This window comes from Fructobacillus durionis, from assembly GCF_900112405.1.
Taxonomy (GTDB): domain Bacteria; phylum Bacillota; class Bacilli; order Lactobacillales; family Lactobacillaceae; genus Fructobacillus; species Fructobacillus durionis.
Window position 1 is genome coordinate 514,922 of the sequence record NZ_FOLI01000001.1, and the last position, 19,632, is coordinate 534,553.

A 19,632-nucleotide genomic window follows, 5' to 3' on the forward strand; every position below is an offset into this window, starting at 1 on the left:
ACTGTTGTCCCCTAAGACTTTCTAAGTCAGGTAAACCAACGCGACATAGGACAACGTACCAACCAGAATCGAAATCAACATATTTTTCTTGTAGAGGTGCACACCAATCGTTAGCAAGCCCGCAATGACCGCTAACAGAGTATCGTGGCTGGAATGCAGCAATTGGCTCTTATAACAGTAAACCACTAGGATACCAAGAATGGCCGGTGGCAAATTATTGCCTAAGTAACTGACAAAGTCAGGGGTCGGCTTCTTCCCATTAAAAATCATAAAAGGTAAAAAGCGGGAGGCCATGGTCGTCAAAACGGCAATGGCAATCGTACAAAGCTGCTCAGTAAATGTCATTGGCCCTCCTCCTTTCGGTAGCGAATGTAAAGAACACCGACCATCAAGAGCATTGAAATGGGTAGGAAGTATTCCGGACCAAAGATAAAGAGTGACCCCAGGGCCAGCACAATCCCGGTGACTGAATTGAAGTGCTTCTCCTCGTTCACGAACTGGTCCATGAATAGCACGATAAAGAGCGCTACCATGACAAAGTCGATTCCCTTGATTTGGAAAGTGATGAGAGAACCTAAGAGGCCTCCAATCATCGCGCCCATCACCCAGTAAAAATGGTTAAGGAATGTTACATAAAAATAGAAGTGCTTCTTATCAATCGTTTCGGGAATCTTTGTCGCATAGTTAATCGAAAAGGATTCGTCAACCATTCCAAAAATCAAATAAATCTTTCGCCAACCAGTATTCTTATAACGTTCCAACATGGAAATACCATAAAAAAGGTGGCGGGAGTTAATGATGGCCGTCAGTAGTAGCACACCCCACGGGTTAAAGCACTTCAACAAAGCGTTTCCCACAACAAACTCGACCGATCCGCCAAAAATCGTCATGGCCATTAAGGTTGGAAATAGGAAGTTAAAACCTAACTGGTTCATGTACAAGCCATAGGTCATCCCTAAAAAGGCAAAGCCAGCCATGATTGGGATTGTCTTTTGAAAAGCTAATTTAAATTCAGAACTCATTTTGTCACCTCTCCTGTGATAAAGGGTAGTGAATAATTACCAATAAAAAAGTCCCTAAAAATTATGAGGGATTTTTAAGAACTTTGTTAGTATAAAAAAACAAAATTAATAAATATCTTTTAAAAACACTTACTAAAGTATTGTAACAGCTTTTAACTTTTAATTCATTGACTTTTTCAGATTATTAAAAAAGCAAGTACTTAAAAGGCACTTGCTTTAATTTCATTCAAATTTTAATGAAAGTATTTGAACTATCGATTACTTATTACGCTTTGTCAATAAGTATCCAACCGTTGAGAGACCAGCAACTAAGAATGCTGGAACAAAGATTCCCGCGTTCTTTTCAATCATCTTGCCCGTTTCTGGCATAGCATGACGAACAGCGTTTCCCGCTACTGAATATGAGCTGCCATAAACGCCCTTAGCTGTCTTTCCACTTGTTCCATTAGTGGTTTCACTTGATGGTGTATGACTTGCAGCTGGTGTATTGCTTCCGCTGCTTGATGGAGTTGTACCACCGTTAGCTGGAGTATTCGAGCCATTTCCACCATTGTTACTTGGTGTTGGTGTTGGCGTAACAGGAGTATTTGGTGTTGGAGCTGGCGTTGGCGTTGGTGTTGGTGTCTTAGTCGAATAGATGACATCAATATTTTCATCCGAGCTATCTGCCGTTGGTGTTTCAGCATTAATCTCGGTCACAGCCTTATCGTTCACCTTAGGATCAATGTAGTTATCCCCTAGTTCTTGTTGAATCTGTACATCAGAGAACTGTGTGGCAGAGTCAGTGGCTAATTGCCATTGACCGTAGTCAGTCACAGCACCCGTCAACCAATTCTTAGTAGCGGTTCGTTGGTAAGAGACTGTTTGAACCAATGGACTTTGCCCAGCAATTTCATTATGGTTAGAATCTAAATAATTAATTGTTCGTTTAACTGTCTTTGTTTCAGTAATTTGCGTTACTGGTACGGTCGTTCCCCACTCATACCAACCTCCAGTTTTTGCACCGGTATCAAAGAAAGTCGTATAATCATTGGCATTCATTGTCAATGCCTGTGGATTAGCTGTTGATGGACTATCAACTAATGTGTAATAGCCGTATCGATCTGATGAAGAATGGTCACCTAAGCCCGTGCTCTCTGCTGGATCAATCCTTGCTTGAGCCAACTTAACAAAGAGCTTCTGACCATTACCAATTTGTGAAAATGTTTGATAAGAACCAGAAGTAATCAAGGTAGTAAAACTTGAAAGATCCACCGTTTGCAAGCTACTTGTATTTTCGAACATGCGTTCCGTGTACTGTAAACGGTTTGTATTAAAGGTACTCAAATCCAGATTTTTCACACTAGATAAACCATTAAACATATCGTTTATGTTTGTGACCTGGGCAGTATTAAATGAACTAACATCAAGGCTTGTTAAAGAGGAACAGTTGTAAAACATTTTATCAAAATTTCCAACATTTGCCGTATTGAATTTACTTAGATCAACTGAAGTCAAAGAAGAATCATCAGCAAACAGGCTCCCCATATGCTCTGTGTTCGAGGTATCCAAATTAGTCAGGCCAGTAAAGTCAGTTAGTTTAGTTAGACCGCCAAATAAGTTTTCGGATTGTTGAGGTGCCGCAACCGCTTGCGTAAAGACAATGTGCTGAACATTTGGGAAGAGAGTCGAAAGGCTAGAAGCTGAGCTTACTGGCAAGGTTCCCCCACTCGTAAAGGTCAAAGTATTCGTTGAATTGTCATAAGTATAACTAACCGTTCCAAAAGTACCATTCGTCGTATCGGCACTTGCCCTAACCTGTGACACTGGCAAGGTATGTTGTGTTGCCGGTGTTACGCTCACTGCCCCTAGTAAGGCAAAGGAAGCTAAAGAAGCTGCAACCCATCGTTTTACATGACGATTCTTTTTATCAACATTAATATTTAAATTAACCATAACTATCCCTTTCTGTAATTATTATAAGTACAGTTCCGTTATAGGTCTCTTTTAAATAAAATGCAAATTAAGTAGTCAATTAAAAAAGGACCAGAATTAAATCGGTCCAAAGTAGCAGTACATCAATGGAATAGTGTTATTTTCTGTTATTTTTCTGCCTTTTTGCTTGCTTTCTCTTGCTTTCCATAGACACCGTAAAAAAAAAAAAGAGGATAAGACTGGGCTTTATGGGCCCTCTTACCCTCTCTTGATAATGGTCAAGGAGATAGCGGGATTTGAACCCGCACACCGCCATACGACGGCTCGACGGATTTCGAGTCCGCTGCAGTACCAGATTGTGCCATATCTCCATAAAACTGCCCTAAATTTTTGACAAATTTAGAACAGTTAAATTTAAAGCTTATTAAATTACTTGTTCTTGCGCTTTGCAGCCTTTTCACGTTCTGAAGTGTTCAAGATAGCCTTACGGATACGAACATTTTCAGGCGTTACTTCAACGTATTCATCATCGTTCAAGAATTCAAGTGATGCTTCCAAGTTCATTTCGCGAGGCGTCTTGATAGAAGCGGTTTGATCCTTGTTAGATGAACGAACGTTTGACTGTGGCTTCATCTTCGTAACGTTAACAGAGATGTCGTTGTCACGAGCGTTCATACCAACAACCATACCTTCATAAACGTCAACACCGGCACCAACGAACATTTGACCACGGTCTTCAACACCCATGATGGCGTAGTTCGTAGTCTGTCCCTGGTTGATTGAGACCAAGGCACCGTTACGACGACCTGGTTCCCAGTTCTTAACCATTGGACGGTATTCTGCATACGTGTGGTTGTAGATACCGTAACCGTGAGTAGCAGTCATGAATTCAGTTGAGTAACCAATCAAACCACGTGAAGGGGCCATGTAAGTCAAACGAGTCTGGCCGTTACCAACTGACTCCATGTTTTGCATTTCACCCTTACGTTGGTTCAATGAATCGATAACTGATGATGAGTATTCATCAGGAGTATCGATTTGAACTGATTCATATGGTTCTGACTTCACACCGTCAATGTCTCGGAAAATAACTTGTGGACGTGAAGCTTGCAATTCGAAGCCTTCACGACGCATTGTTTCAATCAAGATTGACAAGTGCAATTCACCACGACCAGATACCAACCAAGCACCAGCTTGGTCCATGTCTTGAACACGCAATGAAACATCGGTGTGCAATTCACGGTGCAAACGGTCTTCGATTTGACGAGCAGTCACAAACTTACCTTCGCGACCAGCAAATGGACTGTCGTTTTGACGGAAAGTCATTTGCAAAGTAGGTTCATCAATACGAAGCAATGGCAATGCTTCAGGATGTTCTGGATCAACAACAGTTTCACCAACGTTGATGTCTTCCATACCTGAAACGGCGATCAAATCACCGGCCTTGGCTTCTGTGATGTCAACTTGGTCCAAACCGATAAATCCGGCCAACTTAGTAACACGGAAGTCTTGAGTAGAACCATCAATCTTCATAACGCGAACGTTATCTCCGACCTTGATTGTTCCACGCTTAACACGTCCAATACCAATACGACCAACGAAGTCGTTATAGTCCAACATGGCAACTTGGAACTGCAATGGTTCGTCAGAGTTGTCAACTGGTGCAGGAATCGTTTCGAATACCTTATCGAAGATAGGCTTCATTGTGTGTTCTTGTGTATCAACTTCTGGATCCAATGAAGTGGTTCCGTTCATAGCTGATGCAAAGACAACTGGGAAGTCCAAATCATCGTCATCGGCACCCAATTCGATGAACAAGTCCAAGACTTCATCAACGACTTCGGCTGGGCGTGCACCTGGACGGTCCACCTTGTTAACGATAACGATTGGTGTCAAGTGTTGTTCGAAGGCCTTCTTCAAAACAAAACGAGTCTGTGGCATTGTACCTTCAAAGGCATCAACAACCAAGAGAACTCCATCAACCATTCCCATGATACGTTCAACTTCTCCACCGAAGTCGGCGTGACCAGGTGTGTCCAAGATGTTGATCTGACGGTCGCCAACACGGACAGCCGTGTTCTTTGACAAGATCGTGATTCCACGTTCCTTTTCAATGTCGTTCGTGTCCATGGCACGGTCACCCAAAGCTGCTTCCTTACGGGCGTCCATTGTGTCTGACTGCTTCAACATTTCATTCACCAACGTCGTCTTTCCGTGATCGACGTGGGCGATGATTGCAATATTACGAATATCTTCGCGAAGTTTTGCCAATTTCTTGTGCTCCTTTATCTTAGCTACTCACAAGAAAGACTAGGAGGTATCCCCTAGTCTTTCACCATCTTGACTACCTCGCGATGAATACTGCTTGTAGCGATTAATACTGAGTTAGATAATAGCATATTAGGAGAGGTACCGTCAAGGTTTTTAACCTGATAACCCATTCCCTCAGCTAACGCTCTTCCGGCTGCTAAATCCCAAGGGGATAACTTAGACAAATAGGCCTGTGCAGAACCGGCGAAAAGCCGTGTAAATGAAATGCCTGCCGATCCCAAAACACGGAAGGCACAGGCCCTCTGAGCCAGCTCGCCATAGGGTTTCTCACCGACGACTAACCGTCGGCCAGAAACGATGACAACGGAATCAGTCAAAGTCTTATCTGTCAGTGGCTCTAACGCCCGCTCGTTTTCATAAATACCAGTTTTTTGTCCCCCATGAAAAAGTCGTGCCGCAGGCACGTCACAAATCCAACCGAGAACTGGCTCTCCATCCTCATAGAGGGCCATCATAATGGCGTAGTCCCGGTTCTCCAAAACAAAGTTCAAGGTGCCATCAATCGGGTCGATAAACCAAACTTGCCCGTCCATTGACTGAGCACGGGCCTCCCCCGCCTCTTCACAGACAAAGTGGGCATCCGGATCTAGCGCTAAAATTTTATCGATCAAAACCTTTTGGTTCGCCCGGTCAATGTTAGTGACTAAATTACGGTGGTCGCCGTCTTTATTGGAAACTTTTAGTCCATGTTTGGCTCGCTGCTCCTTGGTTTGAACCGCTAAAGTCTTAATCCAGCCAGACACCAGGTCATCAATCTCTTTAATTTTTTCCTGGCTACTTAAATCAATCACTCACAATCACCCGGTTATTTCCGTTGGCCGTCAGCTTCATTGTTTGATAGATTGAGTGACCAGTTTGCTCTTCAAAGTCACGGTCAAAGCGCTTTTGTTCAGCCTTTGAAGGAATTACCTGGCTAAACTGCTGATGAGCATCTAACAGTCGTGCTCGATCACAGCCACCTTCATAGACCTGTAAAACAGCATCCACTAAGTTTGACACAGCAATCATGTCATTGACGTCCCAGTTACCATCAATTGGTAGTTGATAATTATCAGCCATGTTTCACTCCTTTAATTGCATTTCCTAAGTACATTCTAACAAGGACTGTCCACTATATCTAGATGATGCCCGTCTGACTTTTCAAAAATAATAAGCACACTTATCTCAAAACTGTATTATTTAATACCGATAAAGTCCCAGCAGCCCTTTCACATCAGTCATCTTTTTTGCTATACTAGGAGGTATGAAAAGAAAGGTGGCTTTGCCCATGACAATTCGCTTTACCATGGATAAGATTACAAAAGATGGCGACCCAGTCTTGCGGAAGACAGCCGAAAAAGTGCCCTTCCCACTCTCGGAAGAACACCGTCAGCTAGCAGAAGACATGATGACCTACTTGGTCGTGTCACAGGACCCTGAAAAGAATGAAGAATACGGACTACGCCCAGGTGTTGGTCTAGCTGCCAACCAAGTTGGTAAATCACTACAGATGACAGCCATCTTGATTCCTTCAGCTGATCCAGCTGAAGAAGACGAAGAACCCTACTTCAAGGGTGTGGTTTTCAACCCCGTTATCATTTCAGAAACAGTCGGTCGAACAGCCCTTGAAACTGGTGAAGGATGTCTTTCAGTTGACGAAGACGTTCCCGGCTTCGTTCCCCGCTCAAAGAAGATTAAGGTTCGCTACCAAGACGAAAAGGGTGACACTTACGAAAAGACACTTCGTGACTACCCTGCCATCGTCTTCCAGCACGAAATTGACCACCTCCACGGTAAGCTTTACTACGATCACATCAATAAGGCTGAACCATGGAAGATTGACGACAATACAAAGTACGTTTAAAAATATTTTCAGTCCATTGAAATTGATTTTTTCAATGGACTTTTCTTTTGGATTTAGCTAAAAAAGCAGCTCATCTTAAATGATGAACTGCTTTTTATTTAAACTAATTTACTTAAAAAGACCTTTTTTACCGGCTGGCTTTCCAGATGCCTTGGCAAATTCTTCCATGGCAGCCTTCTGTTCCTTGTTTAACTTGGTTGGTACGACAACGTTGATGACAACGTATTCGTTACCAAATCCGGCTCCGCGCAAACGTGGTGCCCCCTTACCTGCCAAACGGAAGCGACGGCCGTTTTGAGTTCCGGCTGGAATCTTCAACTTCACGTCACCGTGAACCGTCTTCACAGGAATTTCAGCACCCAGCGTAGCAGTGACAAAGTCAATGTCCTGTTGCACGTAGATATCCGCACCATCACGCTCGAAGCCGTCCTTTGAGGCTGCAACAGTGAAAACAACGAAGAGGTCTCCGCGTGGTCCACCGTTGACACCGTCTTCACCTTGACCAGCCAAGCGCATTTGTTGTCCGGTTTCGACACCGGCTGGCACCTTCACCTTGACTTCAGTTTGCTTATGGTCGTTTTGTGAACGGGTATACTTCACATGCTTTTCAGTACCGAAGATGGCTTCTTCAAAAGTCAACTGCATGCGGTACTGCAAGTCACGTCCCTGACGGGGTGCGTTTGGATCCTGCTGGAAGCCACCACCGAACATCTGAGAGAAGATGTCGCCAAGGTCGGAGAAGTCTCCTCCAAAGCCACCCTGTGCGCCACCAAAGCCGCCGAAGCCACCTTGACCGTTAGCACCAGCCGCACCAAATTGGTCGTACTGCTGACGCTTCTTAGGGTCACCTAGGGTTTCCCAGGCTTCTTGGACTTCCTTATACTTATCCTCAGCCCCTGGTTCATGGTTCAAATCGGGGTGATACTTTTTGGATAACTTTCGGTAGGCCTTCTTGATTTCGTCCTGGCTGGCGTCCTTTGAAACACCAAGTCGATCATAAAATTCCGTATTATTCACAAGCTCAGCTCCTTTAATTCATAGTATGTACAACAGGCTAGGTCTCCCTAGCCTGTTTTAATAATAGAAAGTTATTTCAAATTGAAATTACTTCTTCTTGTCGTCATCGTTAACTTCTTCGAAGTCACCGTCGACAGTGTTGTCATCCTTCGCTTGGCCTTGACCAGCTTCTTGACCTTGGGCTCCACCTTGAGCAGCTTGTGCTTGTTGGTAAAGCTTTGCAGCCAATTCTTGGGCAACCTTTGACAATGCGTCAGACTTTTCCTTCAAATCAGTCAAGTCAGCATCTTCAGCAGCTGCATCTTCCTTGGCCTTCTTCAAAGCTTCCAAAGCATCCTTCGTTGGCTTTGTGTCTTCTTCAGATAACTTATCACCAACTTCTTCCAAAGTCTTTTCAGTCTGGAAGATTAATTGATCAGCGTTGTTGCGCGTTTCAACGGCTTCCTTCTTCTTGTTGTCGGCTTCTTCGTTTGCCTTGGCGTCGTTCATCATCTTTTCGATTTCTTCGTCAGACAATCCACCAGCAGCTTGAATGGTAATCTTTTGTTCCTTCTGAGTACCAAGGTCCTTAGCAGAAACGTTTACGATACCGTTACGGTCAATATCGAAGGTAACTTCGATTTGTGGGACACCACGTGGGGCTGCAGGAATGTCAGCCAATTGGAAGCGACCCAATGTCTTGTTATCGGCAGCCATTGAACGCTCACCTTGCAAGACATGGATGTCAACGGCTGGTTGGTTATCAGCGGCCGTTGAGAAGACCTGTGACTTTGACGTAGGAATCGTCGTGTTACGGTCAATCAACTTCGTGAAGACACCACCCATGGTTTCGATACCAAGTGACAAAGGTGTAACATCCAAAAGAACAACGTCCTTCACATCACCAGTGATAACTCCACCTTGAACAGCGGCACCCAAGGCAACGGCTTCATCAGGGTTGATTGAGTGGTTAGGTTCCTTACCAGTCAACTTCTTAACTGATTCTTGAACGGCTGGGATACGAGTTGATCCACCGTTAAGGATAACTTCATCGATGTCAGAGAATGACAAACCAGCATCCTTCAAAGCGTTCAATACAGGTTGCTCAGCCTTCTTAACCAAGTCAGCTGTCAATTCGTTGAACTTTGCACGTGACAATGACATTTGCAAGTGCAATGGGCCTTGGTCACCAGAAGCGATAAATGGCAAATCAATTTGTGCTTCAGAAGCTGATGACAAAGTCTTCTTAGCAGCTTCGGCAGCATCCTTCAAACGTTGCAAGGCCAACTTGTCTTGCTTCAAATCAATGCCGTTTTCCTTCTTGAATTCATCAGCCAAGTAGTCGATGATCTTTTGGTCAAAGTCATCACCACCAAGGTGAGTATCACCGTTTGTTGACAAAACTTCGAAGACACCGTCACCCAATTCAAGGATAGAAACATCAAATGTTCCACCACCCAAATCGTAAACAAGAATCTTTTCATCCTTGTCCAACTTGTCCAAACCATAAGCCAAAGCTGCGGCCGTTGGCTCGTTGATGATACGTTCAACCTTCAAACCGGCAATCTTACCAGCATCCTTAGTTGCTTGACGTTGTGCATCGTTGAAGTAAGCAGGAACTGTGATAACTGCTTGGTCGACTTTTTCGCCCAAGTAATCTTCAGCATAGCCCTTGATGTACTGCAAGATCATGGCTGAGATTTCTTGTGGCGTATATTCCTTACCGTCAACCTTAACCTTGTATCCAGCTTCACCCATGTGTGACTTGATTGATGAAATCGTGTCTGGGTTTGTGATGGCTTGGCGCTTTGCCACGTCACCAACTTGGGTTTCCCCGTTCTTAAATGAGACAACAGATGGTGTTGTCCGTCCACCGTCAGGGTTGGTGATAATCTTTGGCTTACCACCTTCCAAAACAGCAACAGCAGAGTTCGTTGTTCCTAAATCAATACCAATAATCTTTGACATATTCGATACTCCTTTTTCCTTAAATTAACAATTTTTAGCTTTTTTCGGTGTGGTACGTTAAACGTTGATTCACCATATGTAAGTTTACTTACTGTGCAACCGCAACCATTGCAGGTCGGATAACACGGTCTTGTAGCATGTAGCCCTTTTGGAGAACCGCCGCTACTTGGTCCGCCTTCAACTCACCTTCAGCAGGTACTGTTTGGACACCCTGCATCGTTTGTGGGTCAAAGTCGTCGCCGACCTGGCCGACTTCTTGGATACCGTTGGCAGTCAAAGCGGACTTCAAGGTCTTCAAAGTGATTTGAACACCCTTGTGAATCTGAGCGACTTTATCGTCACCTTCCGCATCAACAGCCAAGGCACGTTCCAAGTTATCAACAACTGGCAAGATGGCTTCGGCCAATTTCTGACCGTCGTACTTGCGGATGTTGGCCATCTCACGTGCGTTACGCGTCTGGATGTTTTGAATCTCAGCCTGGGCACGGAGAAGAGCGTCATCTTTATCAGACAACTGCTGCTTCAATTCAGCCATTGGGTCAGCTTCTTTTGCTTCTGCCTTTTCCTCTGGCTTCTTTTCTGGGTTTTCACCAGCGAAATCCTGGGCCTTTTCTTCCTCTTGGATTTCTTGTTCTTCAACTTGATCTTCTTGATTCTTCTTGGCCACGAGAGCCTCCTTTTATCTATCGTATTCGATGAGTTTTGAATCCAAGGCCGAAGCGAATGCTGAAAGCAAACGCGACAGTTCGGCGTAAGGTAATCGCATTGGACCGACCAGCGCAATCACACCGCTGTCATCCTGACCAACCGTAAAGGCGGTTGATAACATGGCAAAGTCATTTAAGACTGGCGTGTGTAATTCCTCGCCTAATCGGATGTTCACCTGGCCCGGCTTGGCTTTCGCCAAATGCCGGACGGCATCAGGTGAATCAAAGAGCTCCAAAATCTTACGAGCTGATTTAACATCCATGTAGGCGTCGTCTGCCACCTCCAAGAGGTTGAACCGTCCGCCCAGGTGAACGGTTTCAGAAACCGAACGAGCAAGAACGTCACCGAACAATTGGAGGAAGGCTGCGGGACTTTCAATCTTGCGTGATAGTAAGACGGGTAACTGTTCTGAAGTCATCAGTGAGAGGACTTCGTGAACGGGTCGTCCAACCATCTGCGCGTTGATGTAGGCCACCATTCCTGAAAGGGAATCCAAAGGTAATTCCTTTGGCAAGCGGAAGGTCTGCGATGTCACCTTTCCATCTGATGTGGCCAACACGGCAATCACTTGCCGGTTTTCCATCGGAATCAGTTGGAAGGATGAAATCTTCAGGTTAATTGGCTTCGGCTTTAAGACCAAAGCCGTTAACCCAGTTTCCTTCGCGAGCAATTTCGCTGTTTGATCAAGTAACTCGTCCAACTCGTGGAAGTTACCGCGAATCTGCTTTGCCACCATCTGAATTTCCTGGTCTGAAACACCAGCTTTACCCATTAGATGGTCTAGGTAGTAACGGTAACCTTCAAGTGAAGGAACACGACCAGCAGAAGTATGTAACTTCTTAATTAAATCAGCTGCTTCCAAGCTGGACATTTCATTTCGAATTGTCGCTGGAGAAACATCTAGGTTTAACTCGTCGTGCAGAGTCTTTGACCCAACGGCGTGGGCGGTTTGTGTGTACTGGTAAATGATGGCGGCTAGAATCCGCTTTTGTCTTTCCGTTAACACCAAAGCACCCGACCTTTCTTTGTTTAGCACTCGATTACCTCAACTGCTAATTCTTATTATACGCAAGCTTGTATAGAATGCAACCCTTTTTAGCAGTCTTTTTTAAAGAGTGCTAAATGAAGATTAAATCTTCTCCACAAAGGCCGCCACCATCGCCTTCTTCCAAAATAAAAAACTAGCCTTTCGACTAGTTTTTCTTGAAGTATTCTCTGGTGTCTTCTCGATCGCGTTCTAATTGGGCAATCAAATCTTCAGCTGAATCAAAAGCCACCTCGCCACGGAGGTATTGCAGCCAGTCGACTTTGACGGGTTCACCATACACCGCCTGTTTGAAGTCCAGCAAGTTAATCTCCACCGTCACCGGCCGGTTGGCTTCAAAAGTCACGTTCCGACCAATCGAGGCCATCCCCTTCACCGTCTGGCCAGCAATCTGCACCCGCACCACGTAAATACCAAGTGCTGGCAGCGTTTCAAGTTCTGGCGTCCAAACGTTAATGGTTGGAAACCCAAGCGTTCGTCCACGGGCATCCCCATGGACCACAATTCCTGTCGTCCGGTGGGCACGGCCTAAGTTGTCATTCGCAAAGTCCAAATCGCCATCTGCCAGTGCAGCCCGTATATCCCGGGAGGCGACTTTGGCAGCGGCATCATCCCCAGCCAGCGTTTTCTTACCGACAGTGATAACTTCAAAACGGCCTTGCGCATACTCTGGCAAATGGGCCATGTCCGCTCGGTCAGCTGGACGACCGTAGAGATGGTCATAACCAGCCACAACCGCCTTAGCACGCAAAGCGAGTAATACCTGCTCAACGAAGTCTTCCGGCTTCAAAGTCGACAGCGCCGACGTCAGATTCAAGCAGTAAACACGGTCCACGCCGAGCTCCCCTAATAAGGCCACCTTTTCATCCAAGGGTGTCAGGTCGTGCCAGGGCAAAGACTGTTTTTCAAAAACAACACCGGGGTATGGCGTATACGTTAAAACCGCTAAGGGCAAGCAGAGTTTATCAGCTTTCTCCCTCGCGGCCTTGATCACGGCCTGGTGACCCTTATGAACACCATCGAAGTAGCCCATCACGACAACTTGGTCCGATGCTTGATAGATATTGTTATCCAAAGGGTAGTGAATCTTATATAGTTCTGTCATATTTTTTATTATAACGTTTTTATCAATAAAAAAGGCAGTTTCAATAGAATGAAACTGTCCTTCTACTCTTTTAATAGCTAAAACTTACTTGTGGTTTCGCTTAAAAACAGTGTAAACCGTTGCCGCTGCCATTGCTGTCCAGGTGAGAACAGCAAGCACCGTTTCCTTTAAGCTAATCTTCTGATTAATAGCGGTTTCTGGCAGGCCACTCTCAGACGTTGATGCAGCTGTCTTGGAAGATGATTGCTCTTTCTGCCCGGTCTTATCCCCATCATTTTTCTGATGGGCTGGAGCAGTAGGAACTTGCTTGCCATCCCCACTACCAGCTTGGTTGTCCTTGTCAGGATTGGTATCGTCTGGCTGTGAGTTATCGCTACCCGGTTGGTTCTGATCGTCAGCACCCGGCTTGTCATTTTCCCCGGCACCTGGTTGCCCATCGTCACCGGGCTGCTTATCATCACCAGAACCTGGCTGACCCTTACTACCGTCGTCGCCCTTCTTACCATCATCTGAAGCTGGTTGATATTGATCTGCCAGTAATTTCTTAGCCTGGTCAAGGGTCTTATCAATTTCGTCAGCCGTCTTTAAGGCAGATAGCGCTTCTTCTACTTTTGCCAGTTCTTCCTTGACAGCATCGACCTGTTTGGCTTTATCGGACTTGGACAGCTTTTCATCCTGCTGAATTTCATCAATAATTTGCTTAGCGTAATCATCTAAAGTCTTGCCGGCATCCTCCTTCTGTTCTGCGATACTCTCACCAGGTTGGTGCCCCTTATCAAGGTCGGATTGCCCATCTTTCACCGCCTGCTCGATTTCATCGGTCGTACTCAAATGAGTAATGCCATTCTCTACTCCTGCTAATGAATCGTTAACAGCTTCCTTCTGCTTATCCTTTTCAGATTCGGTTAAAGAATCGTCCTTTTGAATGGCATCGATAATCTTCTGAGCGTAGTCCGCAAGCCCCTTCTTGGCCTCTTTCTTTTGTTCATCAATCTCGGCCTCTGAGTCATAGTAAACGGTAACCTCCTCGTTTACTGCTGGGTCGGTCAAGCCGAACGTCCGCCCTTTCAAAGAACCAGAATGAACCACTGGATTCGCATAAGTCTCGCCCTTCACTTGAATTTTGTTATCCAATTTTAGGTCAGACCAAGCCTTGGCTGACCCATCTGCCAGTTTCCAAGTAATCTGGTCAGGATTCACGAGCTGCTTGGTCCGATAGTCATAAAGAGCCGTTCCAATCATAGACACCGTTTCTTTATTATCAGCTAGCAGCTGCTGATGCTCCCCATCCGCTGCTTGAAAATGGACTGTTCGAGTCATCGACTTTTGTAGCTGGGCCTTTACTGCGTCCGGTAAATCATCAGTCGCTGATACCATCCCCACACGGTCCTCATAAACCGCCGTGTACTCTTGGTTGTCTGAGTTGATATCAAAGTCGTTAAGAGCTGGAAGCTGGTTATCGGACACCAACTCCCCCTTGCTGTCCACGATGTTCTTCAGTTGGTAATCAGCTGTATTTTTAACAGGCTCATAAGCAGACCAGGCTTTGTTAGCAGATCCTGGCGCCACCGTCACAACAGGGTCGCCCACCTTTGAACCGTCAAAGTCACTCACCGTCTGGGCAATATTCAACGTGACCGGCCAGTTCACATCAGTCATCCCAGCAATCTTCTTTCCATCCGCATCTTGGAAGTGAATCGTCCGCGTCACCTTTTTCTGTGTGGTGACCACATGGGTTTTAGACTTCAAATTGAGCGTGATATCCACGGTATTTTCACCGTGTTTCAAAACGGAATAGTCCTGATTCGTACCAACCGCCATTCGATATGGTTGACCGTCCGCATTCTTATCAACAGCTGAATTCTTGTTCATAAAGCCAAAGAGACCATTTTCAGTTGTTTGTACATAATCAAAAATGCTTTGTCCATTCTCCATCTGAGATAAAGAGACAAAATCAAGTTTGTCAGTCTTTAATTCAGGTAGTGAATAAGTCTCTGGATAAGTAACCTTTTGATTGTCAGTAAAGTTGAGTGGACTAAAGAAGAAGCGCACGACCTGATCAGTGCTTGCGATGTACTTCGCGTTTGGTCCAAATGTAATACCAGGCTGTTGGGCGTTCACATCGACTTTATCAAAGTACCAGTTACGGTGTCCATTTTCATCCACCTTGGAATAGCGGCTTAAGCTCGCCCGTGCTGAAAAAGTCTTGTATAGTTGACCGTCAATGTTCACCTTAATATTCTGATTCATTCCCACAAGGAAAATACTCTTATCAGCGCTTCCTGGATTTGTATAACTATAGGTCGTTTTGTCGTTGTCCGCAACATTTAACCCATCGTTGGAATAGCCCACCGTTGGCTGAACAACACCATCGCCATTCGCCTGTACGGACTGCTTGTTCACCTGGTTGTCTGAAGCAGACGTCTGTTCTGTTGACAAGACCTGTCCGGCCAAAAGAAAGGCTACCGTTGTCGCCGAAACCACAACCCAGTTCTTCTTTACCTTTCGTAACTGCTTCCGTTCTACTCTTTCACTTGAAACGCGCTTTTCAAAGCTCATTTTCCTCTCCTCAAAATATATTTATTGTTTATATCGTCACAAAGAGAATTATAATCCTTTCCTCTAGTATTTCAATTATCTGAACTTCGTTAAAATAAACAAAAAAACTAGCTATATTCATAGCTAGTATCCTTATTTTTAGATTATTTGTTTTTAAAATTGATAACGTGAACGCCAGAGTTCATCCTCATCCGAATAGAAGTAAACAGCGATTAACTTCTGGTCATAATACAGTTGGTAATAACCACTCTCGTTCTTTGGCCACTTTGAAATTTTTTGACCGTGTGAAACGGCAAAATATTCTTCATCCGTCAAATCTTTTCGCTCGTAATCCAAAACATCAGCGATTGGTAGGAGTTGTTTCTCAACCTCTTCTTCGGACATTTCCATTAACTTGTCCAGATCAACCGCCTGGTCAAGCGAGAATCCAGAACCAGCCGTACGTGTCAAAGAAGTCATCGTTGCTGGTAGACCCAAAGACTTTCCTAAATCATAGGCCAAAGTTCGAATATAGGTCCCCTTTGAGACTCGTGCTTCAAAGTCAATCGACTGGTAGGGCTGTCCTTCTTCCCAGCGTAAAGCTGAGGTTGGCTTAAACTCGTAGATAGTTGCTTCTCGCCTAGGTAGCTCGACTTCTTGACCAGCACGGGCGTATTCGTACAAGCGGCGGCCATTGACTTTGACAGCTGAATAAATTGGCGGAATCTGGATGATGTCGCCTTCCAATGACTGAAAGGCCGACTGCAACTCGGCCTCATCCAGTCCCTCATCCAGCGGCTTCTTCTCCACCACTTCCCCATCGGCATCCTGACTCTCCGTCGCATAGCCAAAGGTAACCGTGCCCTGATAAGTCTTTGGGCGGGTCTGTAGCAGGTCAATCAACTTGGTCGCCTTCCCCAGCGCAACCACTAAGACACCGTCCACATTGGGGTCTAATGTCCCCGCATGCCCAATCTTTTTCTGCCCAGAAACACGGCGCAGACGGGCTACAACGCCAAAGGAGGTCATCCCCTTGGGCTTATTTACCACAAGTAAACCAGTTAACGTACTCGCTTGCTTTGCCATTTCATTCTCCATTCAAGTAAAAAAGCCGGTCATTCAAAGTGAAATCGTCGGCTTTTATTTTATCGGTTTTCGCGAACCTTTTCAATGTAAGCTTGCAAGCGGGACAGACCTTCTTGCAACTGGTCAGTGTCACCTGCGTATGAAATTCGAACGTAGCGCTTGGCCCCGTCGAACATCGAGAAGGCTTCCCCAGGGATAACCCCGACTTTTCCTTCCTTGGCTAGCTTCTCTGCAAAAGTCCAACCGTCCTCTTCAATATCATCTGGCAACTTAGCAAAGATGTAGAAAGCACCGTCTGGTGACAAAACGTCAAAGTCCAAATCGCGAAGGACCTTCACCGCCATATCACGACGCTTTTGGTAAGTGTCAATCATTGGCTGGATGTCAGCCTTTGGCATCTTCAATGCAGCCAAAGCGGCATCGTAGACAAAGGTTGGGATGGAGTATACCAAAGTAGCGTGCACCTTTTGAATTTCAGCAGCGACGTCCTTTGGTGCCATTACGAAGCCGACACGGTAACCAGTCATAGCGTGTGACTTCGACAAGCCATTCACGACGATGGCACGGTCTGGAATCAAGGCCCCAATAGATACGTGGTCACGTCCGTAAGTCAATTCTGAGTAGATTTCATCTGAAATGACCCATACGCCAGCCTTTTCAAAGGCCTTGGCCAAAGCTTCCAACTCTTCCTTGGTATAAGTAACACCAGTTGGGTTACTTGGGTAGTTAAAGAGCACGGCCTTCACAGGAACCGTGGCTTCCTTAATGGATTCTTCTAACAATTCTGGCGTCAACTTGAAGCCAGTCTTTGAAGTATCCACCGCAATGGCCTGCCCACCGGCCATTTCAATTGATGAGAAGTAAGAACCGAAGGCTGGATCTGGAATCAAAATACCATCGCCCCGTGAGAGTAAAGTCTTGAAGATGGCAAAAATAGCCTCTGTCACACCAGCCGTTACAACAACTTGTTCGATTGAATCGTACTGCAAGTTATAACGGTCCTTCATGTAGTCCAGGACGGCCTGACGTAGTTCAGGGTCCCCCTGTGAGTTACCATAGTGTGAATGGTTTGCTTCAACTCCTGCAACAGTGGCAGCCTTTACTGCTTCAGGCGTGTCAAAACCAGGTTCTCCAAAAGTCAGGAAGAGCAAGTCATCAACACCCATAATACTTTGTTGGAAGCCCAAAAGCTTATCGGCTGGCACCGCCGTTACTTCAGGATTTAATGCTGGAATATGGTTAGTCATTGAATCACTTCTTTCTATTTATCTACTTAAATGTTACTAATATTCTAACTTATTTCAAGCCGAATTGACAGGTTTTATGAAAGAAAAATGAGTAAACGACAATCCGTTTACTCACTCTTTTTAGTATTTCTCATTCAAATACAATCGTAATTTATCCAAGCCTGCTGTCAGTCGTTCCATATCAGCAGCATAGGAGATTCGAATGTAGCGCTTTGCTTCATCAAACATTGAGAAAGCCGTTCCAGGAATCAGGGCTACCCCGCCCTCTTCCGCCAAGTGATAGGCGAAGACGTCGGAATCCTCCTTCACCTTATCTGGTAGCTTAGCGTAAAGGTAGAAAGCACCTTCAGGGCTAACAAGGTCAAAGCCCATATCAGTTAATTGCGCAGCAGCGTAATCACGCCGTTCCTGATAACCCTCTTTCATGTAATCCAAGGACTGACGGGAAAGCTTAAAGGCGGCGACTGCACCGTCTTGCACGAAGGTTGGCAGTGAAAAGACAGAGGAACCGTGTACCTTTTGAATTTCACTAACCAGACTTTCAGGCCCGGCAATTAAGCCCAGACGGTATCCCGTCATGGCATGGGACTTTGATAAGCCGTTGACCACAACCGTGCGTTCAGGCAGCAGGGTTCCCATCGAATGGTGTTGCCCCTGATAAGTCAGTTCAGCGTAAATTTCATCCGAAATTACCCAGAGATCATGCTTTTCAAAGCACTTGGCTAATTCTTCTAATTCTTCCAGCGTATAGGTGACACCCGTTGGGTTGTTTGGGTAGTTAAAGAGCACGGCTTTTACAGGAACAACCGCTTCTTTGATGACCTCTTCCACACCTTCAACCGTCAACTTGAAGTCCGTCTTCGCCGTGTTGATTGGCAAAGCCACACCACCTGCCAGGGACAAAGCCGCAAAGTAGGAACCATAAGCAGGATCCGGAATTAACAAGCCATCACCTGGTGTAATCAAGGTCTTGAAAATCGATTGAATGGCCTCGGTTACCCCAGCCGTCATAATTAGATTATCAATACTTGGATACTGCAGCTGATAACGGTCCGCTAAGTAGGCTAAGGCTGCCTCCCGTAAGGCAAGTTCTCCCTGTGAGTTCCCGTAGTGCGAACGGTCAGCCTCGATGGCTGCAATCGTCGCCTCTTTGACAGCAGTCGGCGTCGCATATCCTGGCTCTCCAAAAGTTAAATAAACTAAGTTATCAAATTTGCTGATTGACTTTTGAAAAGTCAAAATACGGTCTGGTTCGAGTTCCGTCACCAATTGGTTCAAGGGCTGCGTCATAGCGGGTATCCTTTCTTACGACTGTTTTATTCATTACTGATAGTCTACCGCTTCTTCACGACCATTCCTAGGTGAAAAAGATGAAACTATTATTCTTTAAAGTGAATTTTTTTCAATTAAATAAAAAAGAAGCCGGCCAATAGCCGACTTCTTTTAATTACCCTTACTTACCTTCTTTTTGGTGCAATTCACGAATCAATGATTCGATGTGGTCACCATATTGGATTGATTGATCCAATACGAAGTGTAATTCAGGAATCTTATAAACGGTCAAACGTGAACCGAGTTCGCGACGGATTAATCCAGACGCTGCTTCCAATCCAGCTTGGGCCTTCTTCCGGTCAGACGCATAATCTGAAAGGATTGAATAATAAATGGTGGCGATTTGCAAGTCACCCGAAACATCAACAGACGTAATCGTGACATCTTGAACTCGAGGATCGTTCACTCGCTTCAAGATCAAATCGGAAATGTCTTTTTGAATTTCCTGAGCTAAACGCCCAGCACGTTGTGGATTTGCCATATCTGCCTCCAATTCT

17 protein-coding genes and 1 tRNA gene are annotated in these 19,632 nt (G+C 45.3%); 1 reads left to right on the plus strand and 17 read right to left on the minus strand.

Annotation, left to right across the window (positions count from 1 at the left end):
* Positions 1-21 precede the first annotated feature (21 nt).
* The 7 genes from BMZ93_RS02375 to BMZ93_RS02405 all read right to left on the minus strand — a co-directional run bounded on the left by BMZ93_RS02375 (position 22) and on the right by BMZ93_RS02405 (position 6,326).
* Positions 22-345 carry a branched-chain amino acid transporter permease gene (locus tag BMZ93_RS02375; protein WP_091501825.1) on the minus strand — a complete coding sequence of 108 codons (324 nt, stop codon included), beginning with the start codon at positions 343-345 and terminating at the stop codon, positions 22-24.
* Positions 342-1,022: an AzlC family ABC transporter permease gene (locus BMZ93_RS02380; RefSeq protein ID WP_091501827.1), complete on the minus strand. Its 681-nt coding sequence runs from the start codon at positions 1,020-1,022 to the stop codon at positions 342-344. Before BMZ93_RS02380 ends, BMZ93_RS02375 begins: the two co-directional genes overlap by 4 nt.
* 258 nt (positions 1,023-1,280) lie before the next feature.
* A complete protein-coding gene (locus BMZ93_RS02385; protein WP_091501829.1) occupies positions 1,281-2,957 on the minus strand; it encodes a BspA family leucine-rich repeat surface protein in 1,677 nt (558 codons plus the stop codon).
* A 260-nt stretch (positions 2,958-3,217) separates the two neighbouring features.
* Positions 3,218-3,307: transfer RNA gene (locus tag BMZ93_RS02390), tRNA-Ser, on the minus strand.
* A gap of 58 nt (positions 3,308-3,365) precedes the next feature.
* Positions 3,366-5,207: a translational GTPase TypA gene (typA, locus tag BMZ93_RS02395; protein WP_091501831.1), complete on the minus strand. Its 1,842-nt coding sequence runs from the start codon at positions 5,205-5,207 to the stop codon at positions 3,366-3,368.
* Between the two features lie 53 nt (positions 5,208-5,260).
* Positions 5,261-6,058: an inositol monophosphatase family protein gene (locus tag BMZ93_RS02400; RefSeq protein WP_091501833.1), complete on the minus strand. Its 798-nt coding sequence runs from the start codon at positions 6,056-6,058 to the stop codon at positions 5,261-5,263.
* Positions 6,051-6,326 carry a UPF0223 family protein gene (locus BMZ93_RS02405; RefSeq protein WP_091501835.1) on the minus strand — a complete coding sequence of 92 codons (276 nt, stop codon included), beginning with the start codon at positions 6,324-6,326 and terminating at the stop codon, positions 6,051-6,053. The genes BMZ93_RS02400 and BMZ93_RS02405 overlap by 8 nt, the downstream gene beginning before the upstream one ends.
* Positions 6,327-6,534: 208 nt before the next feature.
* On the opposite strand from BMZ93_RS02405, the gene def reads away from it, so the two are divergent.
* Positions 6,535-7,110: a peptide deformylase gene (def, locus tag BMZ93_RS02410; protein WP_091501940.1), complete on the plus strand. Its 576-nt coding sequence runs from the start codon at positions 6,535-6,537 to the stop codon at positions 7,108-7,110.
* Positions 7,111-7,218: 108 nt separating this feature from the next.
* Here the strand turns inward: def and BMZ93_RS02415 are convergent, their stop codons facing one another.
* The 10 genes from BMZ93_RS02415 to rbfA form a co-directional block, all read right to left on the minus strand.
* Positions 7,219-8,127 (minus strand): DnaJ C-terminal domain-containing protein, encoded by a 909-nt coding sequence (locus BMZ93_RS02415; RefSeq protein WP_091501837.1) that lies wholly within the window; start codon positions 8,125-8,127, stop codon positions 7,219-7,221.
* 87 nt (positions 8,128-8,214) lie between these two features.
* A complete protein-coding gene (gene dnaK / locus BMZ93_RS02420) occupies positions 8,215-10,074 on the minus strand; it encodes a molecular chaperone DnaK (RefSeq protein WP_091501839.1) in 1,860 nt (619 codons plus the stop codon).
* 88 nt (positions 10,075-10,162) lie between these two features.
* Positions 10,163-10,741, minus strand: coding sequence for a nucleotide exchange factor GrpE (gene grpE / locus BMZ93_RS02425; RefSeq protein WP_091501841.1), 579 nt, complete (start codon positions 10,739-10,741; stop codon positions 10,163-10,165).
* A 12-nt stretch (positions 10,742-10,753) separates the two neighbouring features.
* The gene (gene hrcA / locus BMZ93_RS02430; RefSeq protein WP_091501843.1) at positions 10,754-11,788 is read right to left on the minus strand and encodes a heat-inducible transcriptional repressor HrcA; all 1,035 of its coding nucleotides are present in this window, start codon (positions 11,786-11,788) and stop codon (positions 10,754-10,756) included.
* A 187-nt stretch (positions 11,789-11,975) separates the two neighbouring features.
* Entirely contained in the window at positions 11,976-12,932 is a 957-nt protein-coding gene (gene ribF / locus BMZ93_RS02435) for a riboflavin biosynthesis protein RibF (RefSeq protein WP_091501844.1), read from the minus strand.
* Positions 12,933-13,016: 84 nt separating this feature from the next.
* A complete protein-coding gene (locus BMZ93_RS02440; protein WP_091501846.1) occupies positions 13,017-15,491 on the minus strand; it encodes a DUF1542 domain-containing protein in 2,475 nt (824 codons plus the stop codon).
* A gap of 153 nt (positions 15,492-15,644) precedes the next feature.
* Positions 15,645-16,556: a tRNA pseudouridine(55) synthase TruB gene (gene truB, locus BMZ93_RS02445; RefSeq protein ID WP_091501847.1), complete on the minus strand. Its 912-nt coding sequence runs from the start codon at positions 16,554-16,556 to the stop codon at positions 15,645-15,647.
* 59 nt (positions 16,557-16,615) lie between these two features.
* Positions 16,616-17,803, minus strand: coding sequence for an aminotransferase class I/II-fold pyridoxal phosphate-dependent enzyme (locus tag BMZ93_RS02450; RefSeq protein ID WP_091501849.1), 1,188 nt, complete (start codon positions 17,801-17,803; stop codon positions 16,616-16,618).
* 120 nt (positions 17,804-17,923) lie between these two features.
* Positions 17,924-19,093 carry an aminotransferase class I/II-fold pyridoxal phosphate-dependent enzyme gene (locus BMZ93_RS02455; RefSeq protein WP_200769357.1) on the minus strand — a complete coding sequence of 390 codons (1,170 nt, stop codon included), beginning with the start codon at positions 19,091-19,093 and terminating at the stop codon, positions 17,924-17,926.
* A gap of 163 nt (positions 19,094-19,256) precedes the next feature.
* On the minus strand, positions 19,257-19,616 hold the full coding sequence (rbfA, locus tag BMZ93_RS02460) for a 30S ribosome-binding factor RbfA (RefSeq protein WP_091501852.1): 360 nt from the start codon (positions 19,614-19,616) through the stop codon (positions 19,257-19,259).
* Positions 19,617-19,632: the final 16 nt, after the last annotated feature.